Source organism: Asaia lannensis NBRC 102526 (assembly GCF_024054035.1).
In the GTDB taxonomy this organism is placed as follows: domain Bacteria; phylum Pseudomonadota; class Alphaproteobacteria; order Acetobacterales; family Acetobacteraceae; genus Asaia; species Asaia lannensis.
The window spans coordinates 166,127-187,234 of record NZ_JAMXQU010000001.1 but is presented as its reverse complement, the minus strand read 5'-3'; the positions used below and the strand labels follow the sequence as shown (position 1 = coordinate 187,234).

22 protein-coding genes are annotated in these 21,108 nt (G+C 58.9%); 1 reads left to right on the top strand and 21 read right to left on the bottom strand.

Annotated features, from left to right (window positions below; all coding sequences use genetic code 11):
* Window positions 1-2: 2 nt before the first annotated feature.
* From NF685_RS00790 to NF685_RS00770, 5 genes are all read right to left on the bottom strand, one after another.
* Window positions 3-494: a helix-turn-helix domain-containing protein gene (locus NF685_RS00790; protein WP_222546416.1), complete on the bottom strand. Its 492-nt coding sequence runs from the start codon at window positions 492-494 to the stop codon at window positions 3-5.
* A 63-nt stretch (window positions 495-557) separates the two neighbouring features.
* Window positions 558-2,036, bottom strand: a complete 1,479-nt coding sequence (gene lnt / locus NF685_RS00785; protein WP_252848209.1) for an apolipoprotein N-acyltransferase — start codon at window positions 2,034-2,036, stop codon at window positions 558-560.
* A 77-nt stretch (window positions 2,037-2,113) separates the two neighbouring features.
* Complete coding sequence (locus tag NF685_RS00780) at window positions 2,114-3,013, bottom strand: GNAT family N-acetyltransferase (protein WP_222546414.1); 900 nt, start codon at window positions 3,011-3,013, stop codon at window positions 2,114-2,116.
* Window positions 3,010-3,507 carry a Fur family transcriptional regulator gene (locus NF685_RS00775; RefSeq protein ID WP_252848208.1) on the bottom strand — a complete coding sequence of 166 codons (498 nt, stop codon included), beginning with the start codon at window positions 3,505-3,507 and terminating at the stop codon, window positions 3,010-3,012. The genes NF685_RS00780 and NF685_RS00775 overlap by 4 nt, the downstream gene beginning before the upstream one ends.
* Before the next feature lie 66 nt (window positions 3,508-3,573).
* On the bottom strand, window positions 3,574-3,972 hold the full coding sequence (locus NF685_RS00770) for a MucR family transcriptional regulator (RefSeq protein ID WP_222546412.1): 399 nt from the start codon (window positions 3,970-3,972) through the stop codon (window positions 3,574-3,576).
* A gap of 95 nt (window positions 3,973-4,067) precedes the next feature.
* Here NF685_RS00770 and NF685_RS00765 point away from each other — a divergent pair, with 95 nt between their 5' ends.
* A complete protein-coding gene (locus tag NF685_RS00765) occupies window positions 4,068-4,304 on the top strand; it encodes a sulfurtransferase TusA family protein (RefSeq protein WP_261390221.1) in 237 nt (78 codons plus the stop codon).
* Here the strand turns inward: NF685_RS00765 and NF685_RS00760 are convergent.
* From NF685_RS00760 to NF685_RS00685, 16 genes are all read right to left on the bottom strand, one after another.
* Window positions 4,277-4,741: a GNAT family N-acetyltransferase gene (locus NF685_RS00760; RefSeq protein WP_222546410.1), complete on the bottom strand. Its 465-nt coding sequence runs from the start codon at window positions 4,739-4,741 to the stop codon at window positions 4,277-4,279. The two genes, NF685_RS00765 and NF685_RS00760, sit on opposite strands and share 28 nt — an antisense overlap.
* Window positions 4,738-5,391: a tRNA threonylcarbamoyladenosine biosynthesis protein TsaB gene (locus tag NF685_RS00755; protein ID WP_252848470.1), complete on the bottom strand. Its 654-nt coding sequence runs from the start codon at window positions 5,389-5,391 to the stop codon at window positions 4,738-4,740. The genes NF685_RS00760 and NF685_RS00755 overlap by 4 nt, the downstream gene beginning before the upstream one ends.
* The gene (locus tag NF685_RS00750; RefSeq protein ID WP_373317836.1) at window positions 5,391-6,023 is read right to left on the bottom strand and encodes a malonic semialdehyde reductase; all 633 of its coding nucleotides are present in this window, start codon (window positions 6,021-6,023) and stop codon (window positions 5,391-5,393) included. Before NF685_RS00750 ends, NF685_RS00755 begins: the two co-directional genes overlap by 1 nt.
* Window positions 6,024-6,129: 106 nt before the next feature.
* On the bottom strand, window positions 6,130-6,693 hold the full coding sequence (locus NF685_RS00745; protein WP_252848207.1) for a NifU family protein: 564 nt from the start codon (window positions 6,691-6,693) through the stop codon (window positions 6,130-6,132).
* A 76-nt stretch (window positions 6,694-6,769) separates the two neighbouring features.
* Window positions 6,770-8,131: an ATP-binding protein gene (locus NF685_RS00740; protein WP_222546406.1), complete on the bottom strand. Its 1,362-nt coding sequence runs from the start codon at window positions 8,129-8,131 to the stop codon at window positions 6,770-6,772.
* A gap of 6 nt (window positions 8,132-8,137) precedes the next feature.
* Window positions 8,138-8,914 carry a response regulator gene (locus NF685_RS00735; protein ID WP_222546405.1) on the bottom strand — a complete coding sequence of 259 codons (777 nt, stop codon included), beginning with the start codon at window positions 8,912-8,914 and terminating at the stop codon, window positions 8,138-8,140.
* Window positions 8,915-9,013: 99 nt separating this feature from the next.
* Window positions 9,014-10,270: a hypothetical protein gene (locus NF685_RS00730; RefSeq protein ID WP_252848206.1), complete on the bottom strand. Its 1,257-nt coding sequence runs from the start codon at window positions 10,268-10,270 to the stop codon at window positions 9,014-9,016.
* On the bottom strand, window positions 10,271-10,705 hold the full coding sequence (locus NF685_RS00725; protein ID WP_127103116.1) for an ExbD/TolR family protein: 435 nt from the start codon (window positions 10,703-10,705) through the stop codon (window positions 10,271-10,273).
* Between the two features lie 121 nt (window positions 10,706-10,826).
* Entirely contained in the window at window positions 10,827-11,249 is a 423-nt protein-coding gene (locus NF685_RS00720; protein ID WP_222546404.1) for an ExbD/TolR family protein, read from the bottom strand.
* A gap of 2 nt (window positions 11,250-11,251) precedes the next feature.
* On the bottom strand, window positions 11,252-12,289 hold the full coding sequence (locus NF685_RS00715) for a MotA/TolQ/ExbB proton channel family protein (RefSeq protein WP_222546403.1): 1,038 nt from the start codon (window positions 12,287-12,289) through the stop codon (window positions 11,252-11,254).
* A 205-nt stretch (window positions 12,290-12,494) separates the two neighbouring features.
* Window positions 12,495-13,151, bottom strand: a complete 657-nt coding sequence (locus tag NF685_RS00710; RefSeq protein ID WP_222546402.1) for an energy transducer TonB — start codon at window positions 13,149-13,151, stop codon at window positions 12,495-12,497.
* Window positions 13,152-13,538: 387 nt separating this feature from the next.
* Window positions 13,539-14,670, bottom strand: a protein-coding gene (prfB, locus tag NF685_RS00705; RefSeq protein ID WP_222546401.1) for a peptide chain release factor 2 whose coding sequence is annotated in 2 segments (ribosomal slippage) — window positions 13,539-14,600 and window positions 14,602-14,670 — 1,131 coding nt in all. Because the reading frame shifts where the segments join, the coding sequence is not laid out codon by codon here.
* Window positions 14,671-14,699: 29 nt separating this feature from the next.
* The gene (locus tag NF685_RS00700) at window positions 14,700-17,342 is read right to left on the bottom strand and encodes a penicillin-binding protein 1A (RefSeq protein ID WP_252848468.1); all 2,643 of its coding nucleotides are present in this window, start codon (window positions 17,340-17,342) and stop codon (window positions 14,700-14,702) included.
* 155 nt (window positions 17,343-17,497) lie between these two features.
* On the bottom strand, window positions 17,498-18,382 hold the full coding sequence (locus NF685_RS00695; protein WP_252848205.1) for an aldo/keto reductase: 885 nt from the start codon (window positions 18,380-18,382) through the stop codon (window positions 17,498-17,500).
* Window positions 18,383-18,517: 135 nt separating this feature from the next.
* Window positions 18,518-19,213, bottom strand: a complete 696-nt coding sequence (locus NF685_RS00690; protein ID WP_252848204.1) for a Crp/Fnr family transcriptional regulator — start codon at window positions 19,211-19,213, stop codon at window positions 18,518-18,520.
* A 555-nt stretch (window positions 19,214-19,768) separates the two neighbouring features.
* Window positions 19,769-20,944 carry an SMP-30/gluconolactonase/LRE family protein gene (locus tag NF685_RS00685; protein ID WP_252848203.1) on the bottom strand — a complete coding sequence of 392 codons (1,176 nt, stop codon included), beginning with the start codon at window positions 20,942-20,944 and terminating at the stop codon, window positions 19,769-19,771.
* Between the last annotated feature and the right edge of the window lie 164 nt (window positions 20,945-21,108).

The following is a 21,108-nucleotide window of genomic DNA, read 5'->3' as shown; positions in this document are numbered from 1 at the left end:
GATCAGTCCGAAGTATCGACTGTCGTGGCCATGCTCTTGACCAGATTCACAAGCTGGCGACGCACGCGTACGTCGGAGATATTCCTGAAAGCGCGCAAAAGCTCCACAGACATCTCGTCCAGCGGAGGATAAGCGTGCGTCCTCGCTTTTCCGAAACCGCTCCCGGTCTCCTTGCCTTCACCGAAACCGGAGGGCGCTTCGGAAAAACCGGGAGATGCCATTCCGAGACCGCGCCCGTCACGTCCATCGCTCACCAGATCGTCGAAGAAGAACCCTATCGGCACATCGAGCACTTTGGACATCTCGTAAAGACGGCTTGCACCGACCTTGTTGGCGCCGCGCTCATATTTCTGCACCTGCTGAAAAGTCAGCCCCAATGCCGCACCGAGCTTCTCCTGGGACATACCCAGCAGGGTTCGGCGCAACCTGATCCGCGCTCCCACTAGGGCATCGACCGGCCCGGCTGCCGAGGCGCTTTTCACGGTATTACTCATAAATCAGGACTCATACTAAGGTTAATCTTCGACGCCAAACGACGCTGATTAACTTTTTATTATCTATTTACGACGATACCCAAGAAAAACAGCCATGGCACCGCTGAGCAGACACAGCGCCAGTGGAATCGTTCTTCCGTAACGGGAGAAGAGCGTTGCCCGATGAGGCGAGGGAAGCGCCAGAACGAGCGTTCCTGCATGACCCCACGGCAGGCGGCCCAGCTCGTGCCCCGAGGCATCGAACGCAGCAGTTATGCCCATATTGGCTGCCTGAACAACGGGAAGCCCCTCTTCGACTGCGCGTATTCTGGCCGTGGCAAGATGCTGACGCGGGCCAGCGCTGTTTCCGAACCAGGCATCGTTGGTGACATTGGCGATCCAGTCCGGACGCCTGGCACCGACAACGCGCCCGGAAAAAATAACTTCGTAGCAGACAAGTGGATCGACGGCACCGAGACCGGGCAGATCCCAGGTCGTGACACCGCTCCCTGGCGTCAACTGGCCAGGAAGAAGATTGAAAGGGATAAAACGCGGCTGGTATTCACCAAAAGGAACAAGCGTCGACTTGTCATAAACAGCCCTCACCTGTCCGCTCTCATCCAGCGCCATGATGCTGTTATAATACCGGTTGGCCTCATCGCGTCTGTCGGAGCCGATCATACCCCAGGTACCGTCAGCCGCGCGGGCAATCATGCGGCGTGCGCCCTCATCCTCATCCAGCAGACCAGGAAAGCCCGACTCAGGCCAGAGATAGACAATGCTTCTGTCGCCCGCGCTGCTGTCACCGGCGAGATCGCGCGCTTTTGCGACACCTTCATTGGTGAGACGCAAATAGAGCCTGAAGGCCTCCATGGCGCCGTCACGGGAGAGAATATCGCGTTCCTGTACGTTGCCCTGAACCAGAACCACCACAGGATTCGTCACGGGCAGGTCATGACGATGAGTAAGAGCGTATGCTCCGCCCGCAAGCCAGACGAGCAGGAAACAGCCAAGACCCAGACGGTGCTTTCTACCTTCCCAGACCAGCAGGCCCAGCAGCACAACCACGAAGGTCAGCCCATCCACACCGATGATCGATGCAGGCTGGCTCAGAAGATCGCCGACGAGACCCGGAATCTCCACGATGCTCCCGGTCGGGTTCCACGGAAAACCGGTGAAAATGAAGACCCGCGCCATATCTGCCAGGGTCCATAGCGATGCCAGCAGAACCATCCGCCATGGGCCCGCTGGCACAAGGCGGCAGAGAAGGACGGGTACCATGATGAAGGGCGCAAGGATCAGCGCGCACCCTGGAGCGGCAATCGGCACGGCCCACCAGAAATCGTGGGCGCGTGTGAGAATGGCATTGGTCAGCCACGACAGGGCAGCGGTATGGTATCCAAGCCCGAAGAAGAAAGCATGAACGGCAAGTTGCCGGTTACTGGAAGCATCCTGGGTGCAGCGGTAGAGATAAAGCAGCCCCAGAGCCAGCGCAGGAAGGCAATAAACAGGCGGAAGCGCCAGAGCAGAAAGCGCTCCGACGACAAGATCAGCCAGTATCATTTTCCCTGTCGAAAATGGAAGCCGGCTCGACTGGGAAGATTTATTCCAGAGCCGGAGCATTAATATTAAATCCTGACCTATTCGAGTGCATCCCTCAGGCGACGTTCGTAATGACGGTAATATTTATCTGCCAGAAGCTCGCTTTTTACCAGCACGGCAACATCTGTGGTGTTGAATTGTTCGTCAACCACAGCGCCATCACCAATAAATCCGCCCAGACGAAGATATCCCTTGATGAGGGGCGGGAGTCTCGAGAGGCATTTGCGATGGTCGAGCAGATGCGGGTCGCTGCGCTGCATATCGACATAACGGTCGGGAAGCGCGCGGATGCGCAGAGCCGGAGGGGCCAAGTGATTATGATACAGATAGGTCAGTTCATCGGCCATGAGCTCGGGATTTGTACCGGGCAGACTTGCACAACCGAACAGCACATCGATGCGATGCAGGAAGATGTAAGAGGCAATACCCCGCCACAGAAGCTGCATGGCTGAGCGCCCGCGATATCTCTGATCCACACAGGACCGTCCGACTTCGAGCAGACGCCCGGGGAACTCGGTCAGAGGGGAAATATCGTATTCGCTCGAGGTATAGAAACGTCCGATCTGTGCGGCCTTGTCGCTTGTGAGCAGACGGTAGGTCCCGACGACGCCTTCTGCCCCCGAAGAGACAGCGTGATCGATCACCAGAAGATGGTCGGCAACCTCATCGAAATCATCGATATCGCGCTTGAGTCTGGCTGTACGCGTATCGGGACGGGCGCCCATTTCCTCAAAAAAGACGCGATAGCGCAGGGCCTGCGCGGCCTCGCGTTCGGCATCTGTCGTGGCAATACGCACACCGAGCTGGCCGCCCCGGAGTTCGGGAAAGGAATCGCGAGCAAGATCGAGACTTGAAAGGGACTGACCCGAAGGCGTCGTCTTTTCGCCATCCGTGACCAGAAGGCGCAAAATCTCGGCGTGAGAAGGTTTGGCGTTCATCCGTCCTGACCTGTCGTCTCGTCACCTGACTTGGCAGTCATCCGGCGGCCGAAAAGCTCGAGCCGGTGGGAAACCAGGTCGAAGCCGAGGCGACGGGCGAGAGTCTCCATCAGCGCGGCATGGTCCTCGTCTTCGAATTCGACGACATGCCCCGTTTCGACGTCGATCAGGTGGTAATGATGCTGATGCCCGGGCTCGCTTGCCTCATAACGGGCGCGACCGCCACCGAAGTCACGCCGCTCCAGGATACCTTTTTCTTCGAGAAGCCTGACGGTGCGATAGACCGTTGCGATCGAGATACGGGCATCCATCTGCGAGGCACGCCTGTACAGCTCCTCGACATCCGGATGATCCTCTGCCTCGGACAGAACCCGCGCGATGACACGGCGTTGCCCTGTCATCTTGAGGCCCCGGTCGATACATAATTGCCCGATGCGCGACTCTTCCTGAGCCCGCCCGCTTCGCTTTGCGTCAGCTTTCGCTTCAGATACCATGGAATACGGCGTAGCCGAAAATCCGGCCCTTTGCCAACGTTAAGTAGCGGACAAAGGGCGGCTTTCTCATCGCCGGTGGCCGAGTCCTATCTTGCGTGCCAGATTCGACCTGTGACTGGCATAGTTGGGGGCTACCATGGGATATTCCGGCGGCAGGTCCCAACGCTCGCGGTATTGCTGGGGCGTCATATCGTAAACAGTCTGGAGATGACGACGCAGCAATTTGAGTTTCTTGCCGTCTTCAAGACAGATGATATAGTCTGGAAATACAGACTTCTTGGGCGGCACGGCTGGCACGGGTTTGACAATTTCGGGCTTGGTATTGGCAACAGTCGACAATGTCTGATGCACAGTCCGGATAAGATTTGGTAAATCCTGACCAGAAATTTCATTATGTGACACGTAGGCAGAGATAATTTGAGTGGTCAACTTCTGCAAAGTCGTATTATCCGGATCCGTCGACATATAAATCCTCCCTAATGAATATATCTTTTACATAAAATATACCAGTTACCGCACAACGTCCAAGAAAATATATCAAATAACCATCGATAATAGGTGTGACAATATTGCAAATTATTGATATCACAGACAAGATATGCCCAATGACGACAGTTTATGTCAGATTATCTTTCGACAGGGCGCAATCGGGCGAGGATATGCGCATTCTCCTCAAAGGAGAGGAGACCCATCGCAATGTCATGTCACTTCTGAAGACGCTCGGACAGGCGCCGGAATCCGCACCTGCCGATCGTCATTCCAGCGCCGATTACTGTATTTCCCTGCGTAAATCCTGACGCAGAACCGAAGCATCGCTTCCGTCGGGATAATATCTGCGTCTCGTGCCACATGAGATATAACCGGATCGCCGGTACAGCGAGAGAGCCGGTGCATTCCGAACGGATACTTCGAGGAATACCGTCCCGGCCCCCATATCGCGCAACGATACGGCTGTCTGATGCACAAGTAACCGCCCTACACCGTTTCGCTGCTGGCTGGGTCTCACGGCAAGGGTCAGTATTTCGGCCTCATCGAGGCAGAGCCGCGCCAGCATAAACCCGGCGGGCTCGGCCCCTCTCATGGCCATCCACCCCATAATACCGGGGCTTTGCAACAGGGATAGGAAAGCGTCGTTTCCCCATCGCTCTTCAGCGGGGAAACACTCGCCATGAATGATCGCACAGAGCGACGCATGGGGCGTACCAAGCGCGACCATAGATAATTGGTCGCTCACGACTGTGGCATCGGCCTCAACCCGCGAGCGGGAAGTTTTGCTTCAGGCGCATCGATATAGAGCGGCTCAAGAGCCGTGCAGGCCCGAGCACGCAGGCCAGCCTGCATGATATGAAAGGGGTCCGGTTTGTCTGCCTCGATCGTACGACATCCTTCGGGCAGGACACGGTTCAGCATTCCGACACCACCGCCAATGAGCACATCACCGGGCAAAGGATGAAAGTCGCCCGGCGGTCCGGCCCAGAACTGCCCATCCTCCCGCTCCACATAAAGCCGGTCACGTCTGGCTTTCGTGAGACATATGGCTTTTGCGTAATCGGGATGCGTACGAAAACAGGCGCCGGTCGTCACCCCACGCAAGGAGGCGCCATAACCGAGAGCAAGCGCATTCGCCAGAGAAAGTGTTGCGCGTAGCCCCGTGAAGGAGCCCGGCCCGACCACCGCAACGATCAGCTCCGGTCCGTCGGCCCAGTCCAGATTCGTGAAGAGGGTCCTGCATTGCGCGGCAAGAGAGGCTGTTGCACTCAGCCCCTCCAACTCAATACGAACCAGACAGTCATTGCCTCTGAATGCCGCAAGATCCCCGGTACTCGTTGCACCGAGCGTTGCACCATTCAGGACCAGACAGCGCGTTTCGTCATGCGATCGCATCACAGAACGAGGCAGGCTTCATCGAACGCCAGCCGCATGGCTCTTGCCGGAACCGGCCTGTCATCCGGATAGCCGAGCCCCGCAATGAAATTCACGCGCCAGCCGGTATCGGAAAGAAAACTGTCTTCAACCGTGTAGGCATCGAACCCCGAGAACGGTGCGACCGACAGCCCGAGCGCACGGGCAGCCATGATCAGATAGCCCCCCTGGAGCGAACCGTTCCGGAATGCAGTTTCTTCCGACAGACCGACATCTGCAGCAAACCAGTTGCGCAGGTCTGTTTCACTACTCAGGCGCGGCAGATGCTCGAAAAACAGCGGATCGTGACACACAAGCACAATCACTGGCGCCGTCAGACATTTCTCGACATTGCCATTGGAGAGCGCGGGGCGAATACGCGCCTTCATATCGTCCGATGTCAGGAACACGAGACGCGCAGGGCTACAGTTACCCGATGTCGGCGCAAGCTTCATCAGATCGTAAAGTGCGACCAGCTGCTCCCGGCCGACCGGGAGCGAGGACCAGCCGAGCGGCGTGCGTGCCTCACGAAAAAGCCTGTCCAGGGCTTCATCGCCCAGCGGCTCAGCCGCGCCTTTTCCCCCAGCGGCATCCTGCCTTGTAGAGCCGTTCACGACGGAAGGATCGGAAGGCGACGGAGGGGCCATCGGGGCCTCTTGCGAGGACGTGCCATCCAGGGACACCGTATCTGGAGTTTCCGGATGGCTTTCACTCACGGGATCAGTCCTCGACCTGTTCGACCGCGACAACTTCGGGAACGTAGTGTCGCAGCATGTTTTCCACACCGTGCTTCAGCGTTGCGCGCGACGACGGACAACCTGCACAGGCTCCCTGCATCGTAAGGCGCACGACACCGTCGCGATATCCCCTGAATACGATATCGCCCCCATCCCCTGCAACGGCGGGGCGAACGCGTGTATCGAGCAGCTCGCGTATCTGGGCGACGACCGCCTCGTCTTCAGGAGCGATTTCCTCTTCCTGCGTCTCGGCAGCGGATTCAAGGCTGGGAGCGCCTGACTCGAAATGCGCCGTAATAGCCGCAAGCAGAAGAGGCTTCAGCGTGTTCCAGCTGAATTCGTCGGTCTTTGTGACCGAAATGAAATCGCCTCCAAGGAAAACACCACAGACACCCTCGACACCGAACAGGGTCATGGCGAGAGGCGAGCGCCCCTCAGCAGCCTTGGCATCGGCGAAATCGGCGGTGCCACGATGGCCGGTGACGGCGCGGCCAGGAAGAAACTTCAGGGTAGCGGGATTGGGAGTATCCTCAGTCTCGATAAACATCACAGCTCTCAGATATCAGTTGCTGCTGTGACATGTGCCATCAATCGCGACTACGCAAGTCCCTTTTGGGCCGGAATCAGACCGGAACGGCTCCAAGCGGCAACGTAATCCGGACACACAGACCGCGTCCCTTCACGTTGAACAGATCGACCTTGCCACCTGCCCGTCCCACTTCGCGCGTCACAATGGCAAGACCGAGGCCCATACCGCCGGTGGCACGCGAACGTGACCCTTCAACGCGATAGAAAGCCGAAAGGACGTTTTCCAGCTCGTCTTCCGGAATGCCGGGACCGTCATCCACCACCGAAATAGTCGCCGTCTGACCGTCCGTATCGAGCGTCACATGCGCATCGCCGCCATAATTGCAGGCGTTATCGATAAGATTGGCAAAAACGCGTTTGATGGCTAGTGGGCGGATAATCGCCTGACAACGGTCCGGTCCGGTATAGCTGGTTTCGCGCCCACGATCGCTCTGTGAGTCGAGCAGCGTGTTGAGGATCGCGACAAGATCCACCTGCTTGACGGGTTCAGGATCGAGATCGCCTGCAAGATAGGCGAGAACGCCCGTCACCATAGCCTCCATCTCGTCGATGTCGGCCTCGATGGCCATCTGGGTTTCCTCGTCATCCATGAACCCGGCCCGCAGACGCAGGCGCGCCAGCGGCGTGCGCAAATCGTGCGATACGGCTGCCAGAATCTCCGTGCGATCGTTGATCAGACGACGGATACGGTGCTGCATCTTGTTGATGGCTCTGGCCAGCCCACGCACCTCGCGCGGGCCACGCTCATCGACCATCGACCATTGCAGATCGTCGGATTTGGCGATGCTGTCGGCCACCTCGGAAAGGGCCCGCAACGGGGTACTCAGGGCGCGCACGATCATGGCCGCAGCCAGAGCAACGGCACCTGCGGTAATTGCCGCAGATGCAAGTCCCCCCGTCATGTGCCTGTGCTTGAGAATGCCTGGAACGTTGAAAGCGAGACGGCTACCGTCTGCCAGCTGCAGGCTGCCATGAATGCTTGATGAATCGGCTCTGTCTGCCCAGACCCGGATATCCGCCTTTTCGAGGTCCCGATCATTGCTGATCAGGCTCTCTTCGACCTGACGCAGCCGATGCGGCTGCTCCAGATCGATCGGCTGGTTGGCCGAGCGCCAACTGACGCTGATACCGTTATCGGAAAGGAGTGCGCCAAGAAGGCCACGCTGACTGATGGGAGTGGTCCGAAGAACACGGAGATCCGTACTCAGTTCTTCGGCAAGCTGGGTGATACGACTGTCGTCGTCGATATAGGTTTCGGCTTCCTCATAGAAGAAGGCACTGGCGACAAAAACGAGAATGACCGCCGCCAGCAGCACAACACTGACACGCCCGACCAGACCGACCGGCCAAAGACGGATGATCCGGGGCGTGTGCCCCCCTACTAGAGTGAAAGGCATCGGGATTTAGACGCGCTCGACTTCCGCAACAAAAATATAACCGAGACCGCGCACGGTGCGGATCAGGGAATCCGCATCGGCACCCAGCTTGCGACGCAGGCGGCTGACCAGCACGTCGATGCTGCGATCGGATACGTCGCCAAGGCGCGTACGGGACAGTTCCAGAAGACGGTCACGTGCGATCACGCGCTGGGGATTGTCGAGGAAGCTGGTCAGCAGATCGTGTTCTGCACCGGAGATATCGACAACGGCGCCGGAAGGATCGGTCAGTTCACGACGACGCAGGTCGAGCTTCCAGCCAGCAAACAGAATGGTTTCCTTGCGCGAGATTTCGGCAGGGGCTGCGCTATGGCCACGACGGAGAACGGCGCGAACGCGTGCAAGAAGCTCGCGCTGACCGAAGGGTTTTGCCACATAATCGTCGGCGCCGATTTCGAGACCGAGAACGCGATCACGCTCTTCACCACGTGCGGAAACCATAATGATCGGGGTCTGGGACAGCGGTGCTTCACCAGGGTGGTTGGTGCCCTGACCGGCACGGATCGCGCGACACAGCTCGATACCGCTGGTCTTGGGCAACATGACGTCCATGACAAAGAGGTCGACCGGACCGACGGCCAGGGCGTCCCACATTTCATCACCCGAGGCGACGCTGCGGACCCTGAAGCCGTCGCCCTGCAGGGCGCGCTGAATGAGCGTACGCATGCCGGGATCATCTTCTACGATCAGGATACGAGCCGGCAGGTCGGGAGCGGGTGAAGGAGCAGTAGTGGCTGTCGTCATTATCCCATCGATCATTCTGTGGTAAACGAGATTTGATACAATTTATGTCTCGGTTCGCGCAAGAACAACTACCTCAACGGGATAAGACGCTTTATTACCTTACTTTGATGGTTTCGTCAGCAAAAGGGTCCATAGCTGGGCCAGGTCCTGCGAACCATGATCACCATGAACGTCGGCAAAGGTCTTGATGGCGTCGGCCGTACGTCCGCCATCCATCTGGGCCATGCCGTATTGCAGCTTCGCTCCCTCAGGCGCGGTCGGGTGCTTGGCCAGCCCTTCACGCATCAGCGCCAGACCCGCATCGACCTGCCCGTTGAGCACAAGGTTATAGCCTGCAGTCAGGGAGGGGGCAGCGGTCGGCATCTTGCGCGCGGCATCGGCATCCGCTGCCAGCGTGGCCTTAGTCTCGGCTGCGCGCTTGACGACCATCGCCTTCAGGCGTGCTTCGCGGGCTGCGCCGGCATCCTTGCCGAGGGCACCCGATGCATAGGCCTGGTTCATCAGGTTAAGCCCGAGCTGGGGCAGGCCCGACTGAACGGCGCGCTCGACCATATCCATGTAATCGGACGGGTCTTTCAGAACGCCCGTCGTCATGCGCAAACGCTCGAGATTGAACTGAAGCGCGTCAGGCATCTGCGGATCGGCCGCGAGATTATGGATCAGCATCGCCCAGTAATCGGGCTTGGAATAGTATTTGGCGAGCAGCACATAGGCATGCGTCTCGTTCGCCGAATCCTTCATCTGGTGATAGCAGGTGGCAAGGAACTGAAGCTGGTTCTCTGCGGGAACGCGCTTGGCCTTGATCTCTGCATTGATCTGGTCCTGCTGGACGCGCGCCGCATTCTTGTAGTCCTGCTGGAGATAGTAGGACTGCACGAGAAGCGTCTGCATCTGGGCGGTAGGACCGGCAATCTTCATATAGCGTTCGATTGCTGGAACGGCGTGAGCGTAATCCTTGGCGTTATACGCCATGGTCGCGTTGGCCATCAGCATCTGCTGCTTTGCGGCAGCAGGCGTGCGCGGCGAGGCGATCAGCACGTCATAGGCCTTGGATGCCGCAGCCACATCGCCAGACGATGCCGCAACGGCGGCACGCATCTGGGCGATGGTGTATTTTTCGTAATCGGTTTTCCCCGGAATCGCATCGGCCGCGTTCACGGCGCTCATGGCCTTGGCGTAGTTTTTGGCGCCCAGAGCCGTTTGCGCTTCCTGCAGGGGTTTGCCGACCTTGGCGCTCAGCTGGTCTTCAGCGTGAGCGGCCGAGACGAACGACGACCCGATGACCGGAACGAAAGAGGAAGCTGCCAGAAGCGAGCTGGCAACCAGGAGGGCGCGAGAACAACGGGGAAAACGCACTTACTGTCCTTCCATGAACTGGTCTTGACCGACGATACCGAGCTTGGTGATGCCAAGACGCTGGGCGTCGGCAAGCACATGGGCCACAGTCTTGTAGTCTGCCAGGCGATTGGGGTGAATATGCATCTCGGGCTGATCGGGCATGTTTGCCGCGTTCATGAAGCGCGCCTGAAGATCGGCTTCGGAAGAAACAGGCTCGCCATTCCAGCTGATGGAATTGTCGAAATCGACGGCGACCGTAACAACCTTGGGCTCTTCCGTGCTCGGCGGCGGGTTGCCCTGGGGCAGGTCCAGCGCGACCGAATGCGTCTGAAGCGGAATAGTGATGATCAGCATGATGAGCAGCACGAGCATGACGTCGATCAGGGGCGTCGTGTTGATATCGACGATGCCCTCGTCTTCATGCGTGCTGTCGGATCCGACGCTCATGGCCATGAGAGAACTCTCCAACAGGCGGAAAGCCGGCCAAGACCGGCATCCGGGAAAAACGGAGCCGGAGTGCCCTGCCGCCTTGCGGCATCAGCAGGGCACTCCTGAAGCAGTGTCCTGACCGAAATCAGGAGTGAGGCTGCTCGGTGATGAAATCGATGCGATAGATGCCAGCTTCCTGACATGTCGCAACGATCTTGCCGACAGCTTCGTAACGGGCCTTGCCGTCACCCCGGATCTGGATCTGGGGCTGAGGCTTGATGACCGCGATCTTCTCGAGACGATCGAGCAGATCCTGATGACCACGCAGAGGAACTTCGTTCCAGTACGCCTGACCGTTCGCCGTGACCGCCAGGACGATATTGCCTGGCTTGGTCTGGGTCGGCTGGTTGGCGTCGCGCGGCAGCTGCACCTTCACGGTATGCGTCGCAACCGGGATGGTGATCAGGAAGATGATGAGAAGAACAAGCATCACGTCGACGAGCGGCGTCGTGTTGATCGCCGAGACGACTTCGTCTTCTTCACCACCCCCACCGACGTTCATTGCCATGATCAGGCAACTCGCGAGCTGGTGGTCGTGGTCGTCGGGCTATGATCGGCGCTCGGCGTCGGAGCAACACCATGACGGAAGCCACCCAGCAGGACGGACTGGACGTCAGCAGCGAAGTTGCGCACGCGATCCATGGCACCCTTGTTACGACGAACGAGCAGGTTGTAGCCGAGCACGGCCGGAACAGCGGTCGCGAGACCGATAGCCGTCATGATGAGCGATTCACCAACCGGGCCGGCAACCTTGTCGATCGAAGCCTGGCCTGCAATGCCGATGGCGGTCAGGGCGTGATAGATACCCCAGACGGTACCGAACAGACCGACGAACGGCGAGGTCGAACCCACGGTACCGAGGAAGGCAAGGCCGCCCTGCAGACGCGTGTTGATGGTGTCGACGGAACGCTGAACGGACATGGCGGTCCAGCTGTGCAGGTCGATGGCGTCGCGCATCGAGCCTTCATGATGCTCGGCAGCAACAATACCGGTCTCGGCAATGTAGCGGAACGGCGAGGCCGGCTTCAGGGCAGCAGCACCTTCCTGAACGGTCGGCTTGGTCCAGAATTCACGGGCAGCTTCCTTGGAAGCGGCGAACACCTTGGACTGCTCCAGGAACTTGGTGACCATGATGATCCAGGTGCCTGCAGACATGATGACCATGATCAGCAGAACGCCACGGGCAATGGCGTCACCATTGGCCCACAGAGCGCCCAGACCGTACGGATTTTCCTGGGACTTCGGGGCCGTGGCTTCGGCGGGGGCCTCTGGAGCCGGAGCGGCATCGGGAGCAGGCGCGGCCGGAGCGGCAGCATCGGGAGCAGCTGCACCAGGAGCGGCTGCATCGGGGGCGGGCGCAGCCGGAGCGGCAGCGTCAGGCGCTGCGGGAGCCGGGGCAGCAGCGTCGGGAGCAGGGGCGGCAGGCTGCTGTGCGGCCGGCGTTTCCTGGGCAAGAGCAACAGCCGGCACGACCACACCTTGCGCCACGGCAAGCGTGACTGCCAGGGCCGGGGCGGCGAGAGCGGGAAGGCGGAACAGTCTCGTCATTAACTCCAAATCCTCTGAAAAAGAGCCCCTCCTAGAAGGACTCTGGCAGTGCCGTCCCGTTCTCGGCCGGGCACGGCTTGGTTTCTCTTTTTCCGGGGCGCGGAGGCTGCCTGCCCCCCTGCCCCGTCGGAGGTCGAGGTTCCCGGAACCTCTTCCCCCGTCATTCTCCTGTGCAGCCGGGGGTGTGAGCCCGGCTGCCATGCACTCAGTCACCCAGGGTGAAGTTGATGTGCAGGGTGTGATGATGCTCCACCACCGGCTGTCCGTTCGTGACCGCAGGCTGGTAACGGGCCTTGCGGAGGAACTCCATGGCCGCTTCGACGAAGGCATGTCCGCCCGTCGAGTTGGTTACCTGGCAGTTCGATGTACGACCGTCGGTACCGATATCGCAGGCTACAGTGACACTGCCTTCACGGTTTTCTTCCAGCATCTCCTCAGGGAAGACCGGACGGGCACCGTTGATCGGCGAGGCGCCGGCCGAGTGATCAGGCACAGGCGGACCGACAGGAGCTGCAGGTGCCGGCGGCGCATTATTCGCAGGCGGCACAGGTGCCGGCGGCTTCTCATGCGTGACCTGCTTGATCACATGCTTCTGTGGCGGCGGCTGAATCTGGATCTTCGGCGGCGGTATGTACGGCGGCGGCGGCGTCGTCATCTGCGGCGGCGGCGGCGGTGGCGGCGGCGGCGGCGGCTTCTTCGGCTCCGTGATGATCTTTGTCTTGATCGGGGGATGGAACTGTTCGACGATTTTCGAACCCAACCCGTTCATCAAGGCGTAGATCACAACGATGTGGAAAAGCACAGCGATTGCGATGCCGACGATGTACTTCGTCGGGCGTCGCTCCTGCTCGGCGTAGTTCATCGGTTGTGTCACTCCAAACCCTCTGTCCTGTGCCCCACACCTCTCGCAGCGAGAGGGGCGGACCGACTTGATATTATCGCAACCGCCCCATGCGACTTGCGTTTCGGTCAGGCGTCAGTCTGGCCGACACATCCCGAAATGTTTACCATGCTCCCAGCGCATGGCACCCGTGCAAATTGGGCAAAGGTAAGGCACTGCTGTCAAGTCAGTTTCGTTGCGTCCGTACCGTTTTCCGGCCTGCGTGGTTTTGCATACCAAGGGTACGGCACTTTAAGACACAGTGAAACGGAACATTAATTCACTGCAAGAGTAATATTTGTGAAACGCGCAAAAAGGGGCTGAAAGTCTTGCTGCGCAAGAGATTCAGCCCCGTTGCAGCCCTATGCCTTATTGAGCTGAGGCACTCGCCTCCGAACGCGTTGCGCCAACGCGTTGCGCCAGTGCGGCGGACATGAAGTCGTCCAGCGCGCCGTCGAGCACTGCATCGGGATTGCCTTTTTCCACCCCGGTACGCAGGTCCTTGACCAATTGATACGGCGCCAGAACGTATGAACGAATCTGGTGTCCCCAGCCGATATCGGTCTTGGCTGCTTCCGTCTGCGCCGCAGCGGCCTCGCGCTTCTGCAGCTCGGCCTCGTACATACGCGCTTTCAGCATCTGCATGGCGGTTGCGCGGTTGCGATGCTGGGACCGGTCGGTCTGACACGCCACGACGATACCGGTCGGGATATGCGTGATGCGAATCGCCGAATCGGTCTTGTTGACGTGCTGCCCGCCCGCACCCGAGGCACGGAACGTATCGACCTTCAGGTCGCTGTCATTGACCTCGATCTCGATCGTATCGTCCACGACAGGATAAACCCATACGGAAGCGAAGGACGTCTGACGACGCGCAGCCGCATCGAAAGGCGAAATGCGCACCAGGCGATGCACCCCGGCCTCGGTCTTGAGCCACCCATAGGCATTGGCCCCGGTGACCTGAAGCGTGGCGGATTTGATCCCGGCCTGCTCGCCTTCGCTGACTTCCATCACGGTCACCTTGTAACCGCGCTGCTCAGCCCAGCGTGTGTACATGCGCAGCAGCATTTCGGCCCAGTCCTGAGCCTCCGTACCGCCAGCGCCTGCATTCACCTCGATATAGCAGTCATTGCTGTCTGCTTCGCCCGAAAGCAGGCTCTCGATCTGGCGTGCATTGGCCTGTTCGGCCAGCTTGCGCAGCGTGGCAACTGCCTCGGCGACCGTATCCTGGTCCTGTTCGTCCTCAGCCAGTTCGACAAGTTCGAGCATATCGGCAGTATCCTGCTCGATCTTCTCGACTCCCTCGATCTGCGTGGCCAGCAGCGTACGCTCGCGCATCAGCTTCTGCGCGGCATCGGCATCGTTCCAGAGATCGGGGTCTTCTACGCGATGATTGAGTTCGGCGAGACGTGTCTGTGCAGCATCCCAGTCAAAGATGCCTCCTCAGCAGTGCCACCGACTGCTTGATCTGCTCCGAAAGGGCCTCGGTTTCGGCCGACATGATTCATGCTCCTGAAAGATGGATAGGTCTCAATAAAGGCCGCCCATGCCGATGTCACCCTGTGGCTGGGCATTGGGGGCCTGCTGTTTTTTCGGGGCGCCGGAATTCTCGCTTCCCGGCTCGTTCAGCCCGGCCTGTGCCGAGGCGCCCGCCATGTCGGTCTCTGTATCATACAGGTCGGTTCCGGTATCGGCCGCTGTCAGGGCTTCGGTACCAGCGCCGAAGCCATGCAGCGCAATACTCATGCCCGGCACCTGATCGGCCTTGAACCCATCAACCGCCATCAGGCGCCCCGTGTCGTAGCGCGCGAGCGTCACGCCTTCAGGAACGCGGAAATGCAGCTCGGGTCGGCCTTCGAGCGCGACCTTCATGAAGCGGTTCCATATCGGGCCTGCAATACGGCCGCCCGTTTCGCTCTTGCCGAGCGATTGCGGCGTATCGAACCCGATCCAGACCACTGTCACGATATCGGGCGAGAACCCGGCAAACCATGCATCGCGGAAGTCCTGGCTCGTGCCGGTCTTGCCGGCAATCTCGCGCGTAATGCCCTGCCCTGCTATCGAACCCGTACCACGCTTGATCACGTCCTGCATCATGGCTGTAATCTGATAGGCGCTGGCTGCACTGGCGACCTGACGACGGTTATCCTGCAGAGCAGGCACTTCGACGCCACCCGCCACCGGCGTTGTGGGGTTTGCGGGCGCAGGAGCGGCCGCAGACTGTGCAGAGGCTGAAGCATCGGCCGGACTGGCAGGAGCCGGCATGGCCGGTGCGACAACAGCCGTCTGGTTGGGAGCCTGCATTGTTGTGCTGAGCGCAATACCTTCAGGCTTCCACAGCACACTGCCATCACGGTCCAGAACTGCATCGATCAGCGAAGGCGTGACGAGCTTCCCGCCCGACGCAATCGTGGCATAAGCCCCCGCCTCCCGCAGGACGGTGGTTTCCACAGCGCCCAGTGCTGCCGGCAGCACATGAGGCATCTGGTCGACCAGACCTATGGAGATGGCCATATCCGCGACGGATTTCATGCCCAGATGAGCAGCCAGACGAATAGTGACGAGATTGCGGCTTTCACGCAGCGCATCATGCAGCGTTGTCGGGCCCCAGTTATCCTCCTCGTAGTTCTTCGGATGCCAGTCTCCATAGGAAACGGGAGCATCGTCGAACTTCTCGGAAGGCGGTATGCCCTGCTCCATGGCATCGAGATAGACGAACGGCTTGAATGACGAACCGGGCTGACGCAGGGCCTGCGTCGCGCGGTTGAATTGCGATTCCTTGAACGACCAGCCGCCGACCATGGCCAGAACCCGCCCGGTACGGGCATCGAGACTGACCAGCGCACCCTCGACCTTGGGCACCTGCCTTACGGCGACACGCCCCGATTCAGCCTGCGGTTCGATCATGATGACATCGCCCGCAGCCAATGCGCCCGCACTGCGCATCCAGCCGAGATCCTTGGGAAGCACCTGCCCTTCCTGCGGCGTGCCATGCGACAGCCAGCCCACGCGCCCCTGAGCGGGCGACAGCACGACCGCAAGACGCCATTGGTCGATCATCCCCGCAGGCGGCGTAACGTCCTTGAGCGCCTCGGCCCAGGTTCCGCCAGCCACCGCATCGTGCAACTTCGTCACCGGACCGCGCCAGCGGCTATGCGCACGATCGTAGTCAAGAAGCCCCTGACGCAGGCTTTGCGTCGCAGCATCCTGCAACTTGCGGTCTAGACTGGTGTGCACTTCCAGACCGCCTTGCATGGCGCGATCGGGTCCGTAACGCTCGATCAGCTGACGGCGCACCTCGCTACCGAACCATTCCGCATTGGGCAGGGGGCCGAAACGCACGGCATCGTGCGGGATCAGCGGTTCTTTCTGCCCCTCAGCCGCCGCCTCACGCGTGATAGCGTGGATATCGGCCATACGATCCAGCACCCAGTTGCGTCGCTCGATGGCGCGCTCGGGATGGCGGTAGGGATTGTAATTGGCCGGAGATTTCGGCAGCGCCCCGAGGAAAGCAGCCTCGGCATCGGTCAGCTGGTCCAGCGGCTTGTTGAAATAGGTCTGCGCGGCAGCGGCAACGCCATAGGCGCCATTCCCCAGATAGATGCCGTTCAGATAGATTTCGAGAATCTTGTCCTTGCTCAGCGTCTGCTCGATACGCAAGGCAAGGAGGGCCTCTTTTTCCTTGCGTTCGAGCGTACGCACATTGCTGTTAAGCAGCATGTTGCGCGCCACCTGCTGGGTGATGGTCGAGGCACCGAGGGCACGCTTGCTGCGGTGGGTCAGATTGGTCAGCTCGGCGCGTATGATCGCCAGCGGGTCCAGACCGGCATGGGTATAGAAATTCTGATCCTCGGGCGCGATGAAGGCATTTTTCACGCGATCGGGAATGGCGTTGATCGGCATGTAGATGCGACGCTCGGCCGCAAGTTCAGCCATGATACGATCATCGGACGTATAGATACGGCTGACTGTCGGAGGCTGATAGGTCTTGAGCGTATCGACGCTGGGTAAATCGGAAGCAATTTTCTCGTATTGATGCCAGACGAAAAGACCGGCTCCCGCAGTACCCACAAGAACGATCCCGGCCGCAACGGCCAGTCCCTGACGCCAGCGGCGATAACGGGGCCCGCGCGGTGGCTGACCGCCCCCTTCGGGGCCACGCTGGCCACCCATCGGCCTGCGCCCACCGCCCCCGCCGCCAAAGGCGGTAGAGAACCAGATCAGGGGGAACTCTCGGGAGGAAAGGGCGGTGGAAGCGTGGATCATGGCAAGCGTTCTAGCATTCTCCCGCGACCTCGTCGCCCCCTCCAATCATGGCACGAAAGGCCTTATTTTTCGGAACTTTTCCACGCTTCACGCCCCTGCTTATCGAGGGCTGCAAATTCTTCGTCACTCAGACGTATGGACGCAGCCCGGACGTTGTCATCCAGATGCGCCGGGCTGCCCGTTCCGGGAATGGGCAACATGACCGGAGAGCGATGCAGCAGCCATGCGAGAGCGATCTGACCGGGCGATGCTTCACGATCCTTGGCGATGGCATCGAGCACTGTACCGGGACGCGCCAGAGAGCCTGCCGCGAGCGGTGCCCAGGGCATGAAACCGATCTTGTGCGCGGTACAGTAATCAAGCACGTCCTCCGACTTGCGATCGACCAGATTGAAGCGGTTCTGCACCGTCGCAACAGGGAAAAACGCGCTTGCACGCTCAATCATCGAAACGTCGACTTCAGACAGACCAACGTGACGTATCAGTCCTTCTTCGCGCAGGGCTGCAATGGCTTCGAACTGCGTTTCGGGTACGCAGTCCGGACCGACACGATGGAGCTGCCACAGATCGATCCGCTCCAGACCGAGACGGCGCAACGACATGAGCACACACTGACGCAGATAGTCAGGGTTGCCGACCGGACGCCAGATATCGGGGCCATGGCGCGTCAGGCCGCCTTTTGTCGCAATTACCTGCCCGTCATAAGGAAAGAGGGCTTCGCGTATCAGATCCTCGGACACAAATGGCCCGTAGGAATCTGCCGTATCGATCAGGGTAATACCCAGATCGCGTGTATGACGCAGCGTGGCCAGGGCCTGCTCGCGGTTCTCCGGCTCACCCCATATACCCTTGCCCGTAATGCGCATGGCACCGAAGCCGAGACGGACAACATTGAGATCGCCACCGATCGCAAAGTGGCCGGATTGTGCTGCATCTAGAACTGGCATCGAAAACTCTCCGCATTGACTGGATGCCGATCCAACGCGAACTGCCCCGGCAGGTTTTCCGGCGATGCCCCCCGACACCCGGCAGGGAACGACCCGTACAGCCATTCCCTGCGCCGCAGGACCGCGATACCCGCCCTAGTTCAGGGTATCGAAATGGCAGATATCCTTCAGTCTTTCGACATCGAGAATGGTAACGTTCGATTTTCCGATCTGCACGATGCCCTGTTCTGCAAGGTACTGCATACTCTTGTTGATCGTCTGACGGGTCAGCCCCATGTTTTCGGCAATCTGCAGCTGCGTGACCGGAATGTTGATAATGCGATGGCTCAGCCCACGATGCCCATCGGCTATCATGCTCAATATCCACGCCAGCCTTTGCGTCTTGTCATAGACCGAAATCACAAACGAATATTCCTCAAGCAAGGAATGCGATGTCGCCATCAGCTCCATGTACTTGTCGGTAAACTGCCGGCTGGTGTTCAGGGCTTCCTTTATGACAGGCGCAGGAATAACGAATACCTCGGTATCGACCACCGCTCTCACGTCGTAACGCGACTTGGAATTGCCGAACACCCATTCGAAATGCCCGAAAAACCCTGGCCCCATCACGGCCTGAACATAGTTACGTCCCTCGGGAGAGGCGCGTTCGGCCCATAAAGCACCCGTACGGATCATGGCAACATAGGGTATCGTCTCACCGCTTCTGAAAAGAGCCTCTCCCTTACCGACATGAATCAGTCGCGCATTTTCACAAATAAAAGATCGCGTCTCTTCATTTATACTTGCAAACCACGGATTAAGGTTAGACATTTCCTCCATAATGCTCGACATTTATCTTCCTTGTATTTGTCGCTTCGAGAGTTATAGCTTTGTGTCAGACAGATGAATCGATCCAAGAGGAGATCTCATTATTTTTGATATCCAAACACCCGCGATGAGCCATTAGGAGTGAGCGCCTGACAGGCACGAAAGTTTGTCGATACAGCAATAGCCGTGACATCCGTCACGATCCGGGTGCCCCGCATGTCTCCTCAAAGGGAACTATCGAGACACAAACAGCAGCTTGCCCTGTAACAAACACAAAACTATACGCAATAAGTCTTTATATAACGATACAATGCACTTGTCACGCTAGGTGCACTTATTCGCCGTATTGTTTGTGTATATAATATATAGACATTGTATATATTTTTGTCTTGCAGTCTGAGCGATGTATTAATTTAATATTGCATATGAAAAAATTGAAATAAACCATCAAGATAGCCATTAGACTCTTCTGCAAGAGGCCTTCATTCACCTACATTCCATCACCCTCAATGCCTCATCCATGCATGCGGACATTTTGCCCTGACGATTATAACAATCACCAGGGCAAAACGACAGATATCAGGAAGATGCAGCGCCCTGCACGCCCACCTGGAGCATATACAGAGCACTCCCGGCGCACATGACGATATGGTCGCGCTTCGGTCCAGCGAAGGTCAGGTTCGAACATCCCTGTGGCAGACGTATACGCCCAAGCAGCACACCTTGCGGGCTGAACACGAACACGCCGCACAGACCGAGCGGTCCCGTGACGCCGCACCACAGATTGCCGAACACGTCCGCCCGGAACCCATCGGGATTCATCTGCGCACCATGGAAACGCATATCGGCAAAGACGCGCCCGTTGGTCAGGCTGTCACCTTGCACATCGAAAACATGGATAGCCTGATCGCCACCCTTTTTCTGTCCCGGAGCCGCAGGAGTTGAGGCGATATAGAGCTTTTTGAAATCAGGAGAGAAAGCCAGACCGTTCGGGCAGGTCACATCTTTTTCCATCAGCACGGCCTTGAGCGTGCCGTCAGGCGCAAGACGGAACACGTGATCCTGCTGACGTCGGACGCCCCCGATCTCACCGATCAGCTCACGACCGATTTTCCATTTGATCTTGCCATCGGGATTGGTGGGACCACCCGGCTCATCGGCATGGCCTTCCGAAATATTGGTGCCATAGCCCGGATCGGTAAACCAGATGCTGCCATCGGGATGCGGCACGACATCGTTGGGCGAATTCAGCCCCTTGCCCTCGAATTTATCGGCAAGCACGGTCACGCTGCCATCGTGTTCGAAGCGCACGACACGACGGAAGAAATCCTCGCAGGTAATCAGTCGACCTTGGAAATCGAAACAGTTCCCGTTGGCAGCATAGCTGTCAGGCCGAAACTCGGTGACCTCACCCGTCTCCCAGATATAGCGCAGCGCCCTGGACTGAACGACATCGCTGAAAACCAGATAGCGCCCTTCGCTGCTCCATGCAGGGCCTTCGGTCCAGTCGCCCTTGTCATAGATGCGCCGTATGGGGGCAGCAAAATAGGTCAGATTGCCGAAAGACGGATCGAGCGCGATCACATCCGGGTCAGGGAAATAGGCCGGTCCTGCCGCTGCCCCCCATTGGCGTGGTGGCTGACTGATCACGCTTGGCGGGGTTGCCGTGGCATCCGAGGCGGCACGGGCCGGAAGGGCGGCGCAGACTGCGCCACCCAGCGCCGTGGTCAGAAACCCTCTGCGGGCGAGCGGCATCTTGAGTTCCATCATAATGTCCTGTGAGCGTTATCGTTCCTGTTGCCTGGGCAGGAACGTTTCGCATCGCAATCCGGACAGGATCAGTTTTGTATCAAGTTATTGTCAGCAGGTTTTGTTGCCCGCTGCGTGTCGCTCCTGCCTCATAACGGCCATGTGATGTG